This is a genomic window from Ruegeria sp. S84 (genome assembly GCF_056583445.1).
Genome location: NZ_CM152618.1, coordinates 1,437,024 through 1,456,628, shown reverse-complemented (window position 1 = coordinate 1,456,628; position 19,605 = coordinate 1,437,024). Strand labels below are relative to the sequence as shown.

Sequence of the window (19,605 nt, the reverse complement as noted above, 5' to 3'; positions counted from 1 at the left end):
AGGAATGCCACTGGAATTTGTGGAAAACCGCGAAAACTCGGAGCCCCGCCACAAGATGTAGCGGGGCTCGTCAGAGGGGGAGGGTGGTATCTTGGGTCTTAGGGGATGATGCGCGTATATTTGGTGCCTTCGACCGTCGCGCCGAACTTCAGACCCGCCTGTCCAAAGACTGCGGCCAGCACGGGTTTGCGCAACTGAGTGGTGTCGGTCGACAAGGATTCTCCGGTCGCGTCGACGACGTATCCGATATCTGCACCGGCCGTCCAACCGCTGGAGCGGCGGAAATCGTTCAAGGCCTCTTCGGTCATAAAGAACAGAACATGCGCATATTGCTGTGCGCCGATCTGCAGGCCCGCAGTACCGGAGATGGCGGAATAATAGTCGACCGTCGCGCCCTGAATACGCAGTGCACCCTGACCATAGGCGCCACCAAAGATAAATCCGGCATCTGTAATCAGTGGCATGACCAACATTCCGTTGGCCTTGTTGGCAATCTCAACGGTGTTGGGATACTTGCTGTACATCTCGTTCAGCGTCGCGTCGACGCGCGCGTCGAGTGTGACTGCGTTGGAGTTGCCAACGCCGTTGCCGCAAGCGGCGGTCAGCGTCAGTCCGGCCATGCCAAAAGCAAAACCGCGACGGCTAAGTCGGGGGAGTTTGAACTGCTCATGTTTCTCTGTCTCTGTGTATGTGCCTGATATGTCGGGTGTTCCCGATCTTGTCTGCAAGAATACGCCGATTGCACCGGCCTGTCACGGGAAAGCTGTGCTGCGCACGCAGCAAATCGGCGAAAAATTGCGACAATCTGAGGTGTTAGCCCTGCAGGATGCGCGCGGCTTCGGGTGCAAAATAGGTCAGGATGCCGTCACAGCCTGCGCGCTTGAAGGCCAGCAGGCTTTCCAGCATCACCTTTTCGCCGTCGATCCAACCGTTTTGTGCAGCGGCTTGGATCATCGCGTATTCGCCAGACACCTGATAGGCATAGGTCGGCGCACCGAAGCTGTCTTTGACCCGTCGGCAGATATCCAAGTATGGCATCCCCGGTTTGATCATGACCATATCTGCACCCTCGGTCAGATCACGCTCGATCAGACGGAGGGCCTCGTCCGAGTTGGCAGGGTCCATCTGATAGGTCTTCTTGTCACCGGTCAGAGCGCCCGATGCCCCAACGGCGTCGCGGAAAGGGCCGTAGAAAGCGCTGGCATATTTGGCGGCATAACTCAGGATCATGACATTGTGGTGACCCGCCGACTCAAGTGCGCTGCGCATGGCGCCGATACGGCCATCCATCATGTCGGACGGGCCGATGATGTCAGCTCCGGCTTGGGCCTGCGCCAGCGTCATTTTCACCAGCGCCTCAACAGTCTGGTCATTCACAATCTCGCCATCGACCACATAGCCGTCATGGCCGTTGATGTTGTAGGGGTCCAGGGCCACATCCGTCATCACCGCGATTTCGGGCGCAGCGGTCTTGATCGCACGAATGGCGCGGTTGGACAGGTTGTCGGGGTTCCAGGCCTCGGCACAATCCTCGGTTTTCAGGCTCGGATCGGTGTATGGGAAAATACATATTGCAGGAATGCCAAGGGCTTGCGCTTCAACCGCGGCTTTGGCGATCAGGTCGACCGAGCGTCGCACGACCCCGGGCATCGACGGGACGGGTTCTTCGATATTTTCACCGTCGCGCACAAAAATAGGCCAGATAAAGTCATTCACGGTCAAGGTGTTCTCGCGCACCAGACCCCGGATCGCCTCGGATTGGCGGGCCCGGCGGAAACGGGTCCGGGGATATGGGGCGATAGTCGGTTTCATGGCGCACTCTCCTTGAACAATTGCGCATTGGGTGGCATGAATTCCCGGTGGTCTCAAGGGTAACAATGGACGCATCGCTGCGATGACGGTCCCTGCGGACGTTGAACAAAGGGCAGACGCTTGGACATTTACTCTTCTGATTTTCGAACTCATCGATATGCGGAGCTTCTCAAATCTGTGGTATTGGATCGGCTTGGCCGCCCTTTGGTCATCTGCAAGCCATTGGACCATGGGAGTGCCCTATGATCTGGTGATGCGCGCCCGTCGTGTGGGTGGTCAAGCGGAACAGGACCTTTTGGATATCGCGCGGATCAACTCGAACAGAGTGTTGTACATCGTTGAAGCCTCGGGTCTGGTATTGATGGCAATTTGCTGTTTTGTTTTGACTGGCCTTGCGACGTTGGGTTTCTTCTACGACGTGGAATTTGCACAGGCCGTATTCCTCCTTCTGCTCCCGATGTGTTTTGTAATGATGATCAGTATTGCGGCAGCGCGTCGATTACAGACTCAAGAAGCGACCGTAGAAAATGTTTCCAAAACGCTGACGCGAAGTCGAACCTTTACTCAGATCATCGGTATGTTCTCGATCTTGATCACTGCGTTCTGGGGAATGTATCAGAACATTTCGATTGGTGTCCTGGGTTAGTAGTCCCTGAAAGGCAAGGTAATGACGGCTCCGAACCACGTAACAGTCGGCGGCGGCCCCGAGGGGTTTGATGCACAGCTTGTGCTGAATGAGATCGCGCGCTCGGGCGGTCCAGTCTGTCATATCGCCCGCGATGACAAACGGATGGAGGCGATGCGGGCAGCGTTGGCATTCTTTGCCCCGGACATGCCCGTATTTGTATTCCCCGGATGGGACTGCTTGCCCTATGATCGGGTGTCGCCCAACGCCGACATTTCTGCTGCCCGCGTGGCAACATTGGCTGCTTTGGTGCATCAGATTCCGCAGCGGTTCGTGCTGCTTACCACGCTCAATGCCGCGACCCAACGGGTACCCGCGCGTGCAGTGTTGCGAGAGGCCGCATTCACCGCTCGCGTAGATCAGCGCATAGACGAAGATGCCCTTCGCAACTTTCTGGTGCGGATGGGCTTTACCCAAAGCCCCACGGTGATGGAGCCCGGAGACTACGCTATCCGAGGCGGTATCATCGACATCTTCCCACCCGGTGAGAGCGGTCCCGTGCGGCTGGACTTGTTCGGGGATGTTCTGGATGGTGCACGCCGGTTTGATCCTGTCTCGCAGCGAACGACTGAAAAACTTGATGTGGTCGAGCTTGCCCCGGTGTCCGAGGTCATACTGGACGAAGCCGCCATCACCCGATTCCGTCAGAACTATCGCATCGAATTCGGCGCCGCGGGTACGGATGATCCCTTATACGAAGCTGTCAGCGCAGGTCGCAAGCATCAGGGGATCGAGCATTGGTTGCCGTTTTTCCATGAAAAGCTGGAAACGCTGTTCGACTATCTTCCAGGGGCCTCAATCTCGCTTGACGATCAGGTCACGCCTGCTCGGCTGGCGCGCTGGGATACGATTGCGGATCAGTATGAGACACGAAAGCTCGCTTTGGAAAACCGCTCGCGCATGGATACGGTTTATAAACCGACGCCTCCCGGTCTGCTCTATATGGACGATGCTGCATGGGAAGATGCAGTGGGCGATCGTCGCGTTTTGCAGTTCAGCCCGCTGCCGCAGGCGAGTGGTCCGGGCGTGATTGATGCAGGCGGACGGATCGGGCGCAACTTTGCACCCGAACGTCAGCAGGAAAGCATCAGCCTGTTTGGCGCTCTGGCGGCGCATATCACCGAAAAGATGGACAAGGGGCCGGTCCTCATTGCCTCTTACTCCGAAGGCGCTCGTGAACGACTGACCGGCTTGATCGAAGATGAAGGCCTGGCCGAGGCAATCCCGGTGACCGACGGGACCCGGGTTGGAAAGCGCGGCCTGCATCTTGCGGTTTGGGCATTGGAACACGGGTTTGAAGCGCCCAATCTGACCGTGATCTCGGAACAGGACGTTCTGGGCGACCGTCTGATCCGCCAACCCAAAAAACGCCGCAAGGCCGAGAACTTCCTGACTGAAACGCAGTCGCTTAGCCCCGGTGATCTGGTGGTGCATGTTGACCACGGGATCGGGCGGTATCAGGGGATGGAGGTCGTTACGGCTGCGGGGGCCGCGCATGAATGCCTGCTGCTGGAATATGCTGAACAGTCCAAACTCTACCTGCCGGTCGAAAACATCGAACTGCTTTCGAAATATGGCCATGACGAAGGTCTGCTTGATCGCTTGGGTGGTGGCGCTTGGCAGGCCAAGAAGGCCAAGCTGAAAGAGCGCATCCGCGAAATGGCGGACAAGCTGATCCGCATCGCCGCCGAACGAGCCCTGCGGAAAGCTCCTGTCATGGACCCACCGCCGCATGCATGGGAAGAGTTCAGCGCGCGTTTCCCATATCAGGAGACCGACGATCAGTTGCGCGCGATTTCCGAGGTGATGGAAGACATGCATTCCGGCGCGCCGATGGATCGTCTGATCTGTGGCGATGTAGGCTTTGGCAAGACCGAGGTCGCCATGCGCGCAGCCTTTGTCGCCGCGATGTCGGGCGTACAGGTTGCCATTGTGGCACCGACCACGTTGCTCGCGCGGCAACACGCGGCGTCCTTCAAGGATCGCTTCCGGGGTTTCCCACTTGAAGTCCGGCAACTGTCGCGCTTTGTCTCGGCCAAAGAGGCGCAGCAAACCCGTGACGGGCTGGCGCGAGGCACTGTAGATATCGTGATCGGCACCCATGCGTTGCTGGCGAAAGGGATACGGTTCAATAATCTAGGCCTGCTGATCATCGACGAGGAACAGCATTTCGGCGTGGGCCACAAGGAACGGCTGAAACAGCTGCGTTCAGATGTGCACGTCCTGACCCTGACAGCGACACCGATCCCACGAACTCTGCAATTGTCCCTGACAGGCGTGCGTGATCTGTCGATCATTGGCACGCCCCCCATCGATCGGCTTGCGATCCGCACCTATGTTAGCGAATTCGACGCGGTAACGATCCGTGAGGCGCTGCTGCGCGAGCATTATCGTGGCGGGCAGAGCTTCTATGTGGTGCCGCGCATCTCTGACCTGCCTGAGATCGAGGAATTCCTGAAAGAGCAGTTGCCTGAATTATCCTACGTGGTCGCACACGGGCAGATGGCTGCGGGTGAGCTTGATGACCGGATGAACGCGTTCTACGACGGTAAATACGACGTTCTGCTGGCCACGACGATCGTAGAAAGCGGGTTGGATATCCCGACTGCCAACACGATGGTCGTGCATCGGGCGGATATGTTTGGCCTAGCGCAGCTCTATCAGATCCGGGGGCGGGTGGGGCGCTCAAAAACCCGCGCCTATGCCTATCTGACCACCAAACCGCGCCAGCGCCTGACGGCGACGGCTGAGAAACGGCTGCGGGTTCTGGGCTCGCTGGATACGCTCGGGGCCGGGTTCACACTGGCATCGCAAGACCTCGACATTCGTGGTGCGGGCAACCTGCTGGGTGAGGAACAGTCCGGCCAGATGCGTGATGTGGGCTACGAACTCTACCAATCGATGCTGGAAGAGGCGATTGCCAAGATCAAAGCCGGCGAGATGGAGGGGCTATCGGATGCCGATGACCAATGGGCGCCGCAGATCAATCTGGGTGTCCCGGTTCTGATCCCCGAGGATTATGTGCCCGATCTGGACGTGCGTCTGGGCCTCTACCGCCGCCTGTCGTCACTGTCGACGAAAGTGGAACTGGAAGGATTCGCTGCCGAGTTGATCGACCGCTTCGGCAGCCTGCCGAAAGAGGTGAATACCCTGATGCTTGTCGTGCGCATCAAGGCGATGTGCAAACGCGCCGGGATCGCCAAGCTGGACGGCGGGCCAAAGGGCGCAACGATACAGTTCCACAATGATAAGTTCGCCTCACCCGAGGGGTTGGTCGAGTTCATTCAGAACCAACGCGGGCTGGCCAAGGTCAAGGACAACAAGATCGTTGTGCGGCGCGACTGGAAGAAGGACAGCGACAAGATCAAAGGTGCGTTTGCCATCGCCCGTGATCTGGCCGAAAAGGTCGTGGCTGTGAAGAAAAAGGCGAAAGCCTAGTCCCCCGTCACAAAAGTGCAGATTTGCCAGTCGCCCGTATCGGATTTAACAAACGCAGCGCGGTAGCCAACCATCGATGTCAGAAAATCGCTGAGTAAGTAGCCCGATGTCCCATCGGTTAGTCTGATTTTCTGGTATTCCCCATCAGGTTGATAGTCAGGGACGATCACGATTTCATGACTGATCAGCGCGAGGATGGGCGCGCCACGAGACGGTGCCTGACGCAGTGTGATGCTTTCGCCCGAAACATAGAAGGCGGTGAAAGGGTCTACTGTAGCGGGAAGAATGATCCGCCAATAGTGCGGCATCCAGAATTCACCCTGATCGTCAAAATATCCCGGTTGGGAAACTGTTTGCTGCAATTGCGACCAGTAAAAATCACGTAGCTCCGCAGCCTCGTCCTGAAATTCTTCACCAAGCGTTTCCGGAGGCACAGTCAAGTTGGTGCGAAACTCTTCCGGTCCACCTGCTGTGCCGTGACTGAGATAGATGTCGGGACAAGCGGCGGCGACAACTGCATCGGTATCGCGTGCCTCGATTTTCGCCAGCAAGTCAGCTCGGAATGCGACCAGTGATGGATTTTGACCTGCCTCGTCGATAGGTGGAAAGGTCTGGCGCTGTGCCAGCGCTGGACTGGCAAGCAGCAGGCCTGCCACCAAAAGGAATAGCTTCATTCCGCAGCCCTCATGGCGGCTTGGGCACAGAAGCACGACGCGCCGACGGTGCGGTCCGCGCGCGCCAAGGCAAGATCAAGGCGTTGCTTGATTTGGCGGATTTCTACTGTCTCGCCGCGTGCTTTCAGGCAATCATGCAAACCCTTCAAACTCCAGACATTGTCAGGGTGGATCGAGGCGCGGCTGAGCGTGCCACCCAAGCCTAGATCTTCACGATAGACTGCCTCGGCCTCGTTCACATGCCCTTGTTCGCACAACAACGCACCAAGCGCATGGCGTGTTGGTTGCATCCAACCCCATGGCTCGTCATAGGGCAGCGTGTCATCCAACTCGACCGAGCGGCGTAGATGTGCATAGGCAATCTCGTAGTTGCCTTTGCGATACTCGATTTCTCCGCGCAGCATTTCCGCTGCGATCTCCAGAAGGTCGATGACCCGATTGTTGTGCAGGCGGCGGGTCTCGGGCACGCAGGTTTTTGCGGCAAGGAACAACTGCTCTTCGGCCTCGGCTTGCGCCACCTCATCAGTGGCCGCATGGGCGATGGCGCGAGCATAATGTGTTGTTGCTGTCAAAGTGCGATAAAGGTCAGGGTCGTCTGGCAAATTCAGTGCCTTGGCCTCTTCCCAGCGGCCAAAGCGGATCAGGATATGCGGGCCCATGGACATGTAGCTTTCAAAATAATCCGCCATGGGCGGGCTTTCGATCCGAAGCATATCTTCGGGGGTGGTATCCCACAGGCCCTGATTGGCACGCAGGGCTGGTTCCATCTGACCGAGAAACAGAGCGCCATAGATGGTGAAGTGATAGTTGTGCTGACGATAGCCGGTATAAATGTTGAACGCGCCTTCACGCTCATAATATTTCAGATCGGCCTCGGTAGCCTTTTCGTTCCAGTAGGCAACGTTGTGATAGTGGCCGCACAGCACGTCGATATGGGTCGGCATATGCACCAGGTGACCGGCATCGGGTACGAGTGTACGCAGGATGTCTCCGGCCTGCAGCGCCTTTTCTGGCGTCGGCGACATCTCCATCAGGTGCACATATAGGTGAAGTAGACCGGGATGAGACATCGACGCCGGGTCATTGACCAAAGCGCTCTCCAAAGCGTCTTGCGCTTCAAGGGTCGCGGCACCCTCGGCCGGTTGGCCCGTTTTCAGGTCCCACATCTGCCACGGGGTGAGGTTCATCAGCGCCTCAACATGGATCGTGCGCAGGTCCAGATCATCAGGCTGTTCGGCAAATGCGGCGCGCATGGCATCCGCATAGTCATAGTCCCACTGGTGCATGTTTTCGATGGGGTCACGCTGAGGGTATCGGGCGGGTAGGGCGCGGATCAATGCTTGCTCAACCGCTGTGCACCCGTTGAGCAGCGACAGCGCCTTCTGTGTTGCATCATAGGCGATGGCCAGTGATTTGGCCCGGCCCTGATCGTCCCGCAATTCCCACGGCAGGTTATAGTTTGGGCCTGCTGCATAGGCGACGCCCCAATGGGCCATGGCGCAATCCGGGTCAATCTCGGCAGCTTTCTGAAAGCACGTGACCGCTTCGTCGTGGTTGTAGCCATACGTCCAGACCAATCCGCGATCGAACCAAAGCTGTGCTTCGGGTGATGCTGTGGTGACGGCACAGGAATACGTGCCCAGATCATAATAGTCGCTCATGGCGCCCCCTCCCCACGATTTGCGGGAAGGTTAGCGTGTTTCAGCGGCTCTGCACAGATCAGGCGGGCAGTCTGTTTTCGATCCGGCCCATATGTAGCATCAGGCCGAAGCCAAGGATGCACATCGTTAGCACGCCGGTCGTCAGCGGTGTGATCGACCCGTCAAATAACAGCCCAATAGGGGCCGCGATGGCAGCCGCCAGAATTGTGGCGATCGAGCCAATGACCGAGGCAGCCATTCCCGCGATATGACCCATAGGTTCCATCGCAATGGCGTTCAGGTTGCCCATGGTTACACCGGCCATAAAGAAGATCGAGGTCTGCCACGCCACAAAAACAGCAAAGGATGCGCCCGGTGAAAGTGGTGTCATGTTCAGGATGATGACGGCGCTTGTGATCAGAATCTGCGCGCCCAAGGCCCAGGTCACCATACGGCGCATCCCGACGCGTACGACCACGGCGGCGTTCAAAAGGCTGGCCGAACCCGAGATCAGCGCCACGAAGGCGAACCAGAAGGGAAAGCTGTCTGCCCGATCATGGATGACGTCAAAAACCGGCTGAACCATCGTTAGCATGGTGAACAGCAACCCCATGCAAAGGGTCTGCACCAGGATCGAGAGGCGTACGGTGGGGTGTGCGAACATCTCATGCACTGCCGCAATCATCAGGGGCAGGCGGAAGGGGCGCCGGTTTTCGGGCGCCAGAGATTCAGGCAGGCGCGTGGCCATCCAGATCACGATGATCGTGGCGAATATGATGAAGGACACAAAGATGCCGCGCCAGCCGACCAGTGCAATAACGCCTGCGCCTAGCAGCGGTGCCACGGCGGGGACCAGAGTAAAGATCATCATCGCAATCGAGATGATGCGCGCCATCTCGCGCCCTGAAAACAAGTCGCGAATGATCGCCATAGCCACAACGCGCGGCCCGGCCGCCCCGAGGCCCTGCGCGATGCGCGCAGCCAGCACCAGTTCAAGCGATGAGCTCGACCACGCAACAGCGCAGGCCAGTATATAGAGAGCGGCACCACCATAAATCACCGGCTTGCGCCCGACCGCATCGGAAATTGGCCCGGTAAAGAATGTGCCGATCCCCATGCCCAGCACAAAAGAGGTCAGGATCAACTGTGCTTTGTTCAGATCGTAGGGGCTGAGCTCTGCGCCGATCTCGGGCAGGGCTGGCAGCATTGAATCGATCGAAAAGGCTATCGTGGCGAACATCATCGCGATCAACGCAATGAATTCGCCCCGGGACATGCGGTCGGCCATGGGGAACTCCTTCCCGAATGCGCTATCACGGCGTTTCGGGTTGGACTAGATCAGAAATGCACAGAGGTATGTGCTATTCTGCAGGGGAAGCCTCAATCTGAGACATGATCTCAGAGATCACTTTTGCCCACAATTCAGGAGGTTGCGCGCCCGGAACGGCGTGCTGGTTTGCAACGATGTATGTGGGAACCGAATTTACGCCCATTTCGCGTGAATGGCTGTCGCGGTTACGGATATCCTCGCGGTCGGCGTCTGACTGCAGCAGTTTCAGTACGACCGCTGCATCCATGCCGACGCTGTCGGCGACATCAGCCAACACCTCATGATCACCAATATCACGCGCCTCGACGAAGTAAGCATTAAAGAGTGCATCGACCACGGCATCCTGCTTGCCCTCAATCCCCGCCCAGTGGATCAGGCGGTGGGCATCCAGCGTGTTGGGCGTGCGTTTCATGCCTTCGAAATCGATATTCAAACCTGCGTTTTCGGCATGTTCAACAACGGGCGCGTATGCACGAACTGCTCCTTCCTTACCGCCGAACTTCCGTTCAAGGTATTCGCGCCGATCCATTCCCTCGTCGGGCATATCGGGGTTCAGCTGAAAGGGGTGCCACTCGATCATAAAGGGGTTGTCTGGCACTTCGGCGAGCGCTTTGTCCAGATGGGTCTTGCCGATATAGCACCAGGGGCAAATCGGATCGGACATGATGTCGAGCTTTACAGTGTGTGTCATTCGGACGTCGCCTTGAAATAGGCCGGCAGGGCGCGGCGCAGAAGTTTGCCGTTGCCTCCGGTGGGCAAGGCGGGCAGATGGACAAAGGCACGCGGCTGTTTGTAGCGCGCCAACTTGTCAGACACATAGGCGTGCAGGTCCGCCGCGTCCAGTTCTTCGGGGCCAGTGTAGAAGGCAACGATGATCGAACTGTCCTGTTTTACCTCGACCGTAGCCGCCCCGACCTGGGTGATCTCGGGATGGGTGGATAAGGCCGCTTCGACTTCGACCGGGGAAACGCGATATCCGCCCGCATTCATCATGTCGTCATCTCGACCCAGATAGGTGATTTGCCCATCAACGGCCATCGCGCCTTGATCACCGGTCAGGAACCAATCCCCCTGCATCCGAGCAGCGGCCTCGTCCGGGGCATTCAGATAGGTTAGCATCAGGCCCGGATCTTCGCGATGTACGGCTATTGTACCTTCCTGACCTTGTGGCACAGGACCATCCGGCCCGAGGATGGCAATCCGACGCCCGGGCTGCGGCTGCCCCAATGCTGTGCCGCGTGCCGGGTGGCTTGGGCTGGATGAGATGAAGGTCGAGCATTCGGACATGCCGTAAGCCTCATAAAGCTCGGTGCCGGTGGACTGCACCCATTGTTCATGCAGGTGTCGCGACAGCTTTTCCCCGGCGCAAAGGCCGTGGCGCAGATCGGGAAGGCCGGGCTGCGTGTCACTTTGCATCATCTTCCGAAAGACCCCCGGTGCGGCTGCAAAGATGGTGGCATGATGTTGTTTCAACAGGGCAGGCAGATCGCGTATGTCTGTCCCGGGTTCAGGGATCAGAGCCGTTGCACCAATGGCCCAAGGGTCCATCAAGCCGGTGCCCAGCGTGTAGGTCCAATTGAATGCCCCCGCATGGCACAGCCGGTCCGAGGATTTCAGGCCATACCAGCCGTCGACCATCATCTGCCGAGCCCAGATGGCGCGGTGTGCATGCGCAACCGCACGGGGTTTGCCCGAAGTGCCCGAAGTGTAGACCACGTAGGCAAGCCGCTCGGGATCACCCATGGCAAAACTTGCAGGTGGCAGTGATCGCATCCGGGCCAGTTCAGGCAGCATGATCTGATCCGGGTGCGGCGCGCAGGCGACCTGGGGATCTCGCAAAATGGCGGCGGGATTCAGATCGTCGATGATCTTTGCGGTCTCTTGCTCGGTCAGTTGTGATGAGGTGGGCACGGGGACCAGCCCCACGGCGATTGCGCCCAGATAGGCGATCGGAAAATCGACGGTATTGCCCAATCGCATGAGAACAATGTCTTGGGCGCGAAGGCCGCTCTGCAGCAATCCTGAACCGGTGCCCATTATCGCCGAATGCAGATCGCCATAGGTCCAGTCTGTTGCACCATCCGATCTCAGCACCGAAAGCGCGGTCTTCTCAGCTGAACTTTTCGCATGGCGCAGCACATGCGCGGCAAGATTGAATGGGCGCGGGCAGGGCGTAGGCGGCCCCTGATCAAAGATCGACAACATGAGAACTGGCTATCCCCGTGCGAGGCGCGTTGCAAGCAGGGCATGCTCGCCCTATAGAAAGACCCATGGCCACCAATGATCATAAATCTATCGTCAGAATTGCCCGCGACAATGGTGTCAACACCGAGTTGGAGCCGGTCGATTTGGGCGCGCGCGTGCGCGAACTGCGTAAAGCCCGCAACTGGACGCTGGAACAGGCGGCGAGTCAGGCGGGTCTGGCCCGGTCGACACTCAGCAAGATCGAAAATGGTCAGATGTCTCCGACCTATGATGCTTTGAAAAAGCTGGCGACCGGATTGGAGATTTCGGTGCCTCAGCTTTTTACGCCGCCACAACGCGATCAGGTGATCGGTCGAATGGCAGTGACCAAGATGGGCGGGGGGGCGGCCCATGCGACCACCACCTACGAACATGAGTTGCTGGCAGAAACGCTGACTAAAAAGCAGATGCTGCCCTATCGCGCCCGTGTACGTGCACGCTCGATGGAAGAATTTGACGGCTGGGTGCGTCACGATGGTGAGGAATTTCTGTATGTCCTGACCGGAGTGGTGCGATTGTTTACCGAGTTCTATGAGCCGGTCGAAATGCGCCGCGGCGACAGCGCTTATTACGACGGCAGCATGGGGCATAACGTCATTTCGGTCAGTGATGAGGATGCGACGATCCTGTGGGTGACGTCACTTGCTTAGGGCTTGGGCCGCTTCGCGGTTCAATGCTTCGGTGAACAGGAAATCCTCAAGCTCTTCGCGCGCCTCGTTTACGGTCAGGTGGTGACGCTCGGCCAGGTAAGCTTCGAACTGTTTGCGATCTTCGCCAACGCGCGCCATATCCCTATCGCGCAGGTTCGGAAACCTACGTTTTGCACGCGCATATGACGCGTCCCAGTCTTGCGTCAGATCAGCCCAGTTTAGCATCTGCGAGCCTTCCTTAGTTGGTGTTTCAGGATTGCTCTCCCCCAAGACAGCCTACGGAGCGCCGTGCGTTGCTGCAGACATGACAAAATGTCGCAGCCGGAGTCGGGAGATAAGATGCAAAAAACCCGCTGCGGAGATACCGCAACGGGCCCACGGACCTGCTGTAAAGTGAGTGGCGGCCGGTCCGTTATTCTGCTGGTTCGAATAACCAGTTCAGTATTTTGTGTCCGATAAATACAGCAATTAACTGCATAATTATGAACATCGCAATGTGCGCAGGGTATATCCCCGCAAAGGTATCCGTAAAGCCCCTTGCGATTGTAACGGCCGGATTAGCAAAACTTGTGGAAGACGTATACCAGTAGGCGCCGGTAATATAGAGGCCCACAAGGGCTGGTACCGTGTCCGGCTTGTGCCGAATTCCGCCGAAAATCACAAAGAGCAAACCCAAAGTGGCGACAATTTCCGAAAACCACTGATGAGCCCCGGTACGATGCATCGTTTCCGAAGTTTGCAGAATCGGCAGGTCAAACATGTAATGGCTGGCCCAGACCCCCGCGATACCGCCGGCAATCTGAACAAGCATGTAAGGGGTGACCGCACGCCAGGGATGTTCACCGCGCAGCGCAAAGGCCAATGTCACTGCAGGGTTGAAGTGAGCGCCCGAGACAGGGCCGAGCGTAGTGATGATAGCGTAAAGGATGCAGCCGGTCGCAATTGCATTGGCCAGCAACGCCAGCGCGATGTTCCCGTCGGACAAGGTTTGCGCCATGATGCCTGATCCGACAACGCCGATCAGCAGGAAGGCGGTTCCGAGGAATTCGGCAAAGTATTGGCGGGCGCTCACAGCAGGGCTCCTATACGTTTGAGATGGGCCGAGAGTTCAACGCTGTCCATGGTTTCAATGGGCAGCTCCAGAAGTGCTTCGGCGCGGCGCCCAAGAATGTCATATGCGGTCCTAAAGGCGGTTTCCCAGTCTGACTGAGACGCGGCGGCTGGGTCCTCGACACCCCAATGCGCGCGTACGGGCGCGCCGGGCCAGACGGGACATGTCTCTTCGGCGGCTGAGCCGCAAACCGTGATCACTATGTCCATTTCCGGAGCATTTTCTGCTGCAAACTCATCCCAGCTTTTAGAGCGGGCATCGCGGACGTCATGGCCTTCGGCACCAAGCAGCGTCAAGGATTGCGGATGCACCTTCCCGGTCGGGTTGGAGCCTGCTGAATAGGCGCGTACACGCCCTTCGCCGGTGTGATTGAAGAGCGACTCCAGCAGAATCGACCGAGCCGAGTTGCCGGTGCATAGAACCAGTATGTTCATGGGGGTATCCTTGGATTGATCGAGGACTACTCGGCCATTCGGCCGATATCATCCACCTTGTGCTGTAGTGAGATGCGGTCGAGCGTTTCGAACGGGAGGCTGGCAAAGGTGGTGATACGGTTGCGCAGCAATCCGTAGGACTGCTGGAATGCCAGCTGCTTTTGCGCGTCGGTTCCTTCAACTTTGACCGGATCGGGCAGACCCCAATGCGCGCTTATCGGTTGTCCTGGCCAAGCGGGGCAGGCCTCGTTCGCTGCGTGGTCGCAGACGGTAAAGACAAAATCCATCTTTGGGGCATCAGCAGCGGCAAATTCTTCCAGTGATTTTGAGCGGAGCGAGGTCGTGTCGTAGTCTTTTTGCTTCAAGAGTTCCAAAACGATTGAATTTGGTCCGTCCGATGGTGCCGTTCCTGCCGAATAAGCGCGAAACAAGCCGTTACCTTCATTGTTTAGGATGGCTTCCGCCATGATCGAACGGGCCGAGTTTCCGGTGCAGAGGAAAAGCGCATTCATGACGCGGTCAGGGGACGCCATAACGGGGTCATCCGAGGGTTGCATGCACAAATCAGGACGATTTTGACAGCAACCGCCCAGCAACTCATCAAACAGCCCGCGCACCGCTGGTAAGTTGGCGGCATATTGCAATGATGTCCCGCTGCGCGACTGCTGGATCAGCCCGGCGGATTTCAATGCATTCAGGTAGGTTGACGCAGTATTGGGTTTCAGCGCTAAAGCCTCAGCTATCTGACCCGCAGCAACGGAATCTGGATAGCGACGCATCAACAGCCGGAACAGATCCAGCCGCTTGGGATGTGCGAGTGCGTTCAGCCTGTCATGAATCTCTATTTCCATAATTCATGAAATATTGAAATAGAAAGGACTCGTCAATCCTGAAACCACCAGACCTGTGGCATATATTCTGGCCCATCGCCATAAATTGGCAGAGTGTCGGGTTGTTTCAGCTCTTTGACATGGGCGATACGGCCGACATCAAAGCTCCAGATAGGAATGACATAGCGACCCGCTGTCAGAACACGATCCAGCGCGCGCGTTGCCGCAACAAAATCCTCGTGGCTTTCCGAGGCCAGCATCGCGTCGATCAGCCCGTCCACGGCGGGCGAGGTCAGGCCCATAACATTCCGCGTCCCGGGAGCATTTGCGTTTTCGCTGCCCCAATACAGACGTTGTTCGTTGCCTGGCGAGAGCGACAGCGCTCGACGGAACGGGGTCATGTCAAAATCTTGCGCATCGATGCGTGAAGTATATTGCGCGTCATCTACTTTCTCGACTGTCAACTGGATACCCAGGCGTTCGAGGGCGCGGGCGTAAATTTCCGCGATCACGCCGACATCCTGGACCACGTTCAGGCTGCCCTGGCTGATGACCAGATCAATCACAAACGGCTCACCGCTGGCGTTGCGAAGCTGGCCGTCCTGAATGGTCCATCCGGCCTCTTCCAGCAGTTTAAGCGCTTTGCGGATATTTCGGCGGTTGCGTTCGGTTCCATCGCTTTGAGGCAATTCATATCCATCCAGCGTGCCCGGTGCCAACTCGGCGGCGTAAGGTTGAAGCAATTCCTCGACACGACCAGTGGCCGGTCCGGGTTGCATCCCCAATTCCGAACCCGAGAAATAGGAGGTGATCCTGGGCTGCGCCCCGCCTGTAATGGTGTCGTTGATGAACTCGAAGTTGAAGGCCAGCGTCAGCGCCTCGCGTACGCGCCAGTCATCGAATGGCGCCTTGCGTGTGTTCATGACAAAGCCGGTCATGCCCGATGGTTTTTGATGGGGAATTTCCGTCTTCACAACATCACCGCGCTGAACCGCTGGGAAGTTGTACTGCGTGTTCCATTTATCCGCGTTGAATTCACGAACGGCCGAAAGCTCGCCAGCTTTGAACGCTTCAAACGCGACTGTGCCGTCGCCGTAGAACTCAATCCGCATGTCATCCAGATTCATCGTGCCCTTGCGGTAGGGGATATCGGCACCCCAATAGTCAGGATTGCGACGCAGGTTCACATAGCGGCCAGCCTCATAGTCATCGATTACGTATGGTCCGGAACCGATGGGTATATCGTGTAGTTGAGCGTCAGCGAACGACTTTCCCTCCCACTGCGCTTTTTGCAGGATCGGGCGCATTCCGGCGATCAGGGCCAGTTCGCGATCCGGTTCGTTAAAGGTGATCCGAACGTTGCGCGGTCCAGTCTGTTCAATGCTATCAATCTTGCCCCACAGCCCGCGATATCGCAGGTGGCCTTCGGTGCCCAGTGTCTCATACGACCATATCACGTCATCGACAGTGACCGGCGATCCATCCGAGAATTCAGCATTTTCGCGCAGCGTGAATTCGACCCATGTGCGGTCCGAATCCGTCTCAACTGATTCGGCTAACAACCCGTAAAGAGTGAAAGGTTCGTCCCAGGAGCGGCCCATCAGGCTTTCATGAGTCCAAAATCGCAACTGCCACGGCGCGGTACCTTTTTGCACAAACGGGTTCAGACTGTTATAGCCGCCGGTATTGCCAAATACGACCTTGCCGCCCTTGGGCGCGTCAGGATTTGCGTAGGGTAGCGACACAAAATCCGGTGGTAGGGCCGGGTCACCATACATAGCTATGCCATGGGCCGATTCTGCTGACGCCATTGAGGCGGCGAAAATACAGGTGATTCCCACAATCGCGGGACGAAGGGGGCGGAGATAATCGGGGCTCATTTTGGAAACAATCCTGCTCTGGCCTTATTTTGTTTGGGATTCACCGTAGCCATGATTTTTCTTATTATCAAACTTTTAGCTTGGACGAGGGCGTGGAATTGCTTATAAAGGTTCTACTGCTCGATAGGTTTCTTGCCTGTATGAAACCTGCCTCAATAACTTAACGCCCGCTTCGTGCGGGCGTTTTTTTTGGCAAAACTCGTGCGGGTGCGCGGATCAGATCATTCCCCGTTTTCTTTGCAGGTGCAGCATGGCACTGTGTTTGAGAAACAAAAACTCATAAGGAGAGTGCCATGAGTCTGTCGGGCAAAACAGCCGTCGTCACGGGGTCGAATTCGGGGATTGGGCTGGGCATCGCGCGTGAGCTGGCGAAGGCCGGGGCGGATGTGGTGCTGAATTCGTTCAACGACCGTGATGAAGATCATGCGCTGGCCACCGAGATTGGCAAAGAGACGGGAACCAACGCGCGCTATATCAAGGCAGATATGTCCAAGGGCGATGAATGCCGTGCACTGATCGAACAGGCAGGTGCTTGTGACATTCTGGTGAACAACGCCGGCATTCAGCATGTGGCTCCGATCGATCAGTTTCCGTCGGACAAATGGGATGCGATCATCGCGATCAACATGAATTCGGTCTTTCATACGATGGCGGCAGCGCTTCCGATGATGCGCGCGGCGGGTTGGGGGCGGATCGTGAATATTGCCTCGGCTCACGGTCTGACGGCCTCGCCCTACAAGGCGGCTTACATCGCGGCAAAGCATGGTGTCGTCGGAATGAGCAAGACCGTGGCGCTAGAGACTGCGCAGGAGCCGATTACCTGCAATGCTATTTGTCCGGGATACGTACTGACTCCATTGGTTGAGGCGCAAATTCCCAACACGATGAAAGAGTACAATATGAGCCGTGAGGATGTGGTGAAGAACATCCTGCTGGAGCGGCAGCCGTCGAAGGAGTTTGCCACGGTCGAGCAGCTGGGCGGAACTACGATCTTCTTGTGCTCGGATGCAGCGGCACAGATCACAGGAACGACGATATCCGTGGATGGGGGATGGACGGCATTGTGAGGGACCATGGGGGCTCTGCCCCCATACCCCCGAGGTATTTCTGGCCAGATGAAGAGGCGGAACCATGAAACGGATCAATCTGGCATTGCAGGGCGGTGGGGCGCATGGCGCGTTTACCTGGGGTGTACTGGATCGATTGCTGGATGAAGAGGATATCGAGGTTGCCGCGATCACTGGGACTTCGGCCGGCGCGCTGAACGGGGCAGCGTTCAAATCAGGGATGGTGCATGCAGGGCGCGACGGGGCGCGGGCGTGTCTGGATGGGCTTTGGAAACGCATGGGTGCCGTCGGCGATATGCGAATTGCCCATTGGATGCGGGGCATTGAGCCTGCTCATGTTGCACAAGCGTTGGAGTACTCCGTTCCGTTCTCGATGGCCGAAGCATGGTCGCGGCTGGTATCGCCTTACGCTTATGGGCCGTTTTATCGCAATCCGCTCACCCCGGTTGTGGATCGGTTCAACTTTGATGAGATTTGTGCAGACGAAGGGCCCGCGCTGTTTGTCTGCGCCACCTGTGTGCGCAGCGGCAAGATTCGCGTGTTCACAGGCGAGGAGATTTCGACCGATGCGATTCTGGCCTCGGCCTGCTTGCCGAACCTGTTTCAGGCGGTTGAGATCTATGACCCGAAATCCGAGCGGACCGAAGCGTATTGGGATGGCGGCTATACCGGAAACCCGGCGCTTTATCCGTTGTTCGGTGGGGATTTGCCAGATGATGTGGTGATTGTGAACATCAACCCGCTGGAACGCGATGAGGTGCCTAAAACGCCGCAGCAGATTCAGAACCGGATCAATGAGATCAGCTTTAACTCATCGTTGTTTCGCGAGCTGCGTGCGATCAATTTCGTTCAACGGCTTCTGGCCGAAGGCAAGCTGAAGGCTGGTGAGATGAGCCGGGTGCTTGTGCATATGATCGCTGATGACGCTTTGATGAACGACCTTTCGGCGGCCACCAAGATCGTGCCAAACCCGGTTGTGCTGAACCGGCTGAAACAGTCCGGGCGCGATGCGGCGGATCAGTTTCTGAGCGCGCATAAGGACGATCTGGGTCAGCGAAGCACGGTCGATTTGCCCGCAATGTTTGGTTGATTATTCAGGCGGCTGGGTTGGGTCTTTGTCATTCGGGTAAACCAGACCCGCTGAGATCACCAGTTTGGCTGCATCCTCTATGGACATATCCAGCAGGATCACATCCTCTGCGGGGAAAAACAACAGGAACCCGGATGTGGGGTTTGGGGTTGTCGGGACAAACACGCTTAGCAACTCGCCCCCGGTTTCGGCGCGATCGCTCACTTCACCGCGCGCCGTTGTCGAGACGAAGCCGATTGCCCAGATGCCCCGGCGCGGATACTGGATCAGGCAGGCTTTTTCGAAAGAGCGTTCGGTCTGGGCGAACACAGTTTCCGAGATTTGTTTAATCCCAGAATAAACTGAACGGACCACGGGCATGCGGTCGACGACGCTTTCGGCGAAATGGATCAATGAACGACCCAGGATACCTTTGGCGATCCAGCCAACGATGATCGTGAACAGCAAGAATATGACTACGCCGACGCCGCGCAGGTTGATGCCGACATATTCGGACGGCTGGAACCGCTGCGGGATCAGCGGCAAGACTGCGCTGTCAATCCAACCCACTACAGACCAGATCAACCAGATGGTCAGCCACACCGGAGCAATGACGACGATACCAGTCAGAAAGGACGCGCGTAGCCGGGAGAACAGGCCGGGGCGTCGGTGGGGTTCTTCGTCAAACGGAGTGTTCATTGCGGTCCTGAGTGGTTTGCGGAATTAGGTAAGCAGTCCGGG

18 protein-coding genes are annotated in these 19,605 nt (G+C 57.4%); 5 read left to right on the top strand and 13 right to left on the bottom strand.

The genetic code is table 11. From position 1 onward, the window contains the following. Positions 1-98: 98 nt before the first annotated feature. Positions 99-620, bottom strand: coding sequence for a lipid-binding SYLF domain-containing protein (locus tag AC1DFB_RS07345; RefSeq protein ID WP_480922422.1), 522 nt, complete (start codon positions 618-620; stop codon positions 99-101). A 193-nt stretch (positions 621-813) separates the two neighbouring features. Next, the gene (gene hemB / locus AC1DFB_RS07340) at positions 814-1,812 is read right to left on the bottom strand and encodes a porphobilinogen synthase (RefSeq protein WP_480922421.1); all 999 of its coding nucleotides are present in this window, start codon (positions 1,810-1,812) and stop codon (positions 814-816) included. An 82-nt stretch (positions 1,813-1,894) separates the two neighbouring features. Between hemB and AC1DFB_RS07335 the strand changes: the two genes are divergently transcribed. After that, complete coding sequence (locus AC1DFB_RS07335) at positions 1,895-2,458, top strand: component of SufBCD complex (RefSeq protein ID WP_480922420.1); 564 nt, start codon at positions 1,895-1,897, stop codon at positions 2,456-2,458. A gap of 21 nt (positions 2,459-2,479) precedes the next feature. Further along, positions 2,480-5,935, top strand: coding sequence for a transcription-repair coupling factor (gene mfd, locus AC1DFB_RS07330; RefSeq protein ID WP_480922419.1), 3,456 nt, complete (start codon positions 2,480-2,482; stop codon positions 5,933-5,935). Here mfd and AC1DFB_RS07325 read toward each other — a convergent pair. The 5 genes from AC1DFB_RS07325 to AC1DFB_RS07305 all read right to left on the bottom strand — a co-directional run bounded on the left by AC1DFB_RS07325 (position 5,932) and on the right by AC1DFB_RS07305 (position 11,784). Beyond that, on the bottom strand, positions 5,932-6,609 hold the full coding sequence (locus AC1DFB_RS07325) for an SH3 domain-containing protein (protein ID WP_170406081.1): 678 nt from the start codon (positions 6,607-6,609) through the stop codon (positions 5,932-5,934). The two genes, mfd and AC1DFB_RS07325, sit on opposite strands and share 4 nt — an antisense overlap. Beyond that, entirely contained in the window at positions 6,606-8,270 is a 1,665-nt protein-coding gene (locus tag AC1DFB_RS07320; RefSeq protein WP_170406078.1) for a hypothetical protein, read from the bottom strand. Before AC1DFB_RS07320 ends, AC1DFB_RS07325 begins: the two co-directional genes overlap by 4 nt. 58 nt (positions 8,271-8,328) lie before the next feature. After that, positions 8,329-9,537, bottom strand: coding sequence for a multidrug effflux MFS transporter (locus AC1DFB_RS07315; protein ID WP_170406074.1), 1,209 nt, complete (start codon positions 9,535-9,537; stop codon positions 8,329-8,331). A 73-nt stretch (positions 9,538-9,610) separates the two neighbouring features. Then, positions 9,611-10,270 (bottom strand): DsbA family oxidoreductase, encoded by a 660-nt coding sequence (locus AC1DFB_RS07310; protein WP_480922418.1) that lies wholly within the window; start codon positions 10,268-10,270, stop codon positions 9,611-9,613. Then, positions 10,267-11,784, bottom strand: coding sequence for a class I adenylate-forming enzyme family protein (locus AC1DFB_RS07305; protein ID WP_480922417.1), 1,518 nt, complete (start codon positions 11,782-11,784; stop codon positions 10,267-10,269). The genes AC1DFB_RS07310 and AC1DFB_RS07305 overlap by 4 nt, the downstream gene beginning before the upstream one ends. 65 nt (positions 11,785-11,849) lie before the next feature. Here AC1DFB_RS07305 and AC1DFB_RS07300 point away from each other — a divergent pair, with 65 nt between their 5' ends. Next, a complete protein-coding gene (locus AC1DFB_RS07300; protein WP_170396891.1) occupies positions 11,850-12,473 on the top strand; it encodes an XRE family transcriptional regulator in 624 nt (207 codons plus the stop codon). Here AC1DFB_RS07300 and AC1DFB_RS07295 read toward each other — a convergent pair. The 5 genes from AC1DFB_RS07295 to AC1DFB_RS07275 form a co-directional block, all read right to left on the bottom strand. Further along, positions 12,462-12,698 (bottom strand): hypothetical protein, encoded by a 237-nt coding sequence (locus tag AC1DFB_RS07295; protein ID WP_170396893.1) that lies wholly within the window; start codon positions 12,696-12,698, stop codon positions 12,462-12,464. The two genes, AC1DFB_RS07300 and AC1DFB_RS07295, sit on opposite strands and share 12 nt — an antisense overlap. Positions 12,699-12,885: 187 nt before the next feature. Beyond that, positions 12,886-13,545 (bottom strand): aquaporin, encoded by a 660-nt coding sequence (locus tag AC1DFB_RS07290; RefSeq protein ID WP_480922416.1) that lies wholly within the window; start codon positions 13,543-13,545, stop codon positions 12,886-12,888. After that, on the bottom strand, positions 13,542-14,018 hold the full coding sequence (locus AC1DFB_RS07285) for an arsenate reductase ArsC (RefSeq protein ID WP_170396900.1): 477 nt from the start codon (positions 14,016-14,018) through the stop codon (positions 13,542-13,544). The genes AC1DFB_RS07290 and AC1DFB_RS07285 overlap by 4 nt, the downstream gene beginning before the upstream one ends. 26 nt (positions 14,019-14,044) lie before the next feature. Next, positions 14,045-14,869 (bottom strand): arsenate reductase/protein-tyrosine-phosphatase family protein, encoded by an 825-nt coding sequence (locus AC1DFB_RS07280; protein ID WP_170406059.1) that lies wholly within the window; start codon positions 14,867-14,869, stop codon positions 14,045-14,047. Positions 14,870-14,901: 32 nt separating this feature from the next. Continuing rightward, complete coding sequence (locus AC1DFB_RS07275; protein WP_480922415.1) at positions 14,902-16,728, bottom strand: extracellular solute-binding protein; 1,827 nt, start codon at positions 16,726-16,728, stop codon at positions 14,902-14,904. Positions 16,729-17,021: 293 nt separating this feature from the next. On the opposite strand from AC1DFB_RS07275, the gene AC1DFB_RS07270 reads away from it, so the two are divergent. Both AC1DFB_RS07270 and AC1DFB_RS07265 read left to right on the top strand, forming a co-directional pair. Next, positions 17,022-17,795: a 3-hydroxybutyrate dehydrogenase gene (locus tag AC1DFB_RS07270; RefSeq protein WP_170406053.1), complete on the top strand. Its 774-nt coding sequence runs from the start codon at positions 17,022-17,024 to the stop codon at positions 17,793-17,795. Positions 17,796-17,859: 64 nt separating this feature from the next. Continuing rightward, on the top strand, positions 17,860-18,885 hold the full coding sequence (locus tag AC1DFB_RS07265) for a patatin-like phospholipase family protein (protein WP_170734946.1): 1,026 nt from the start codon (positions 17,860-17,862) through the stop codon (positions 18,883-18,885). Here AC1DFB_RS07265 and AC1DFB_RS07260 read toward each other — a convergent pair whose 3' ends face one another. Further along, the gene (locus AC1DFB_RS07260) at positions 18,886-19,563 is read right to left on the bottom strand and encodes a DUF502 domain-containing protein (protein WP_170396909.1); all 678 of its coding nucleotides are present in this window, start codon (positions 19,561-19,563) and stop codon (positions 18,886-18,888) included. Between the last annotated feature and the right edge of the window lie 42 nt (positions 19,564-19,605).

Coding starts and splice junctions, on each gene's coding strand:
- AC1DFB_RS07345 (WP_480922422.1), bottom strand. CDS start 620: ATGGCCGGACTGACGCTGACCGCCGCTTGCGGCAACGGCGTTGGCAAC.
- hemB (WP_480922421.1), bottom strand. CDS start 1,812: ATGAAACCGACTATCGCCCCATATCCCCGGACCCGTTTCCGCCGGGCC.
- AC1DFB_RS07335 (WP_480922420.1), top strand. CDS start 1,895: ATGACGGTCCCTGCGGACGTTGAACAAAGGGCAGACGCTTGGACATTT.
- mfd (WP_480922419.1), top strand. CDS start 2,480: ATGACGGCTCCGAACCACGTAACAGTCGGCGGCGGCCCCGAGGGGTTT.
- AC1DFB_RS07325 (WP_170406081.1), bottom strand. CDS start 6,609: ATGAAGCTATTCCTTTTGGTGGCAGGCCTGCTGCTTGCCAGTCCAGCG.
- AC1DFB_RS07320 (WP_170406078.1), bottom strand. CDS start 8,270: ATGAGCGACTATTATGATCTGGGCACGTATTCCTGTGCCGTCACCACA.
- AC1DFB_RS07315 (WP_170406074.1), bottom strand. CDS start 9,537: ATGGCCGACCGCATGTCCCGGGGCGAATTCATTGCGTTGATCGCGATG.
- AC1DFB_RS07310 (WP_480922418.1), bottom strand. CDS start 10,270: ATGACACACACTGTAAAGCTCGACATCATGTCCGATCCGATTTGCCCC.
- AC1DFB_RS07305 (WP_480922417.1), bottom strand. CDS start 11,784: ATGTTGTCGATCTTTGATCAGGGGCCGCCTACGCCCTGCCCGCGCCCA.
- AC1DFB_RS07300 (WP_170396891.1), top strand. CDS start 11,850: ATGGCCACCAATGATCATAAATCTATCGTCAGAATTGCCCGCGACAAT.
- AC1DFB_RS07295 (WP_170396893.1), bottom strand. CDS start 12,698: ATGCTAAACTGGGCTGATCTGACGCAAGACTGGGACGCGTCATATGCG.
- AC1DFB_RS07285 (WP_170396900.1), bottom strand. CDS start 14,018: ATGAACATACTGGTTCTATGCACCGGCAACTCGGCTCGGTCGATTCTG.
- AC1DFB_RS07280 (WP_170406059.1), bottom strand. CDS start 14,869: ATGGAAATAGAGATTCATGACAGGCTGAACGCACTCGCACATCCCAAG.
- AC1DFB_RS07275 (WP_480922415.1), bottom strand. CDS start 16,728: ATGAGCCCCGATTATCTCCGCCCCCTTCGTCCCGCGATTGTGGGAATC.
- AC1DFB_RS07270 (WP_170406053.1), top strand. CDS start 17,022: ATGAGTCTGTCGGGCAAAACAGCCGTCGTCACGGGGTCGAATTCGGGG.
- AC1DFB_RS07265 (WP_170734946.1), top strand. CDS start 17,860: ATGAAACGGATCAATCTGGCATTGCAGGGCGGTGGGGCGCATGGCGCG.
- AC1DFB_RS07260 (WP_170396909.1), bottom strand. CDS start 19,563: ATGAACACTCCGTTTGACGAAGAACCCCACCGACGCCCCGGCCTGTTC.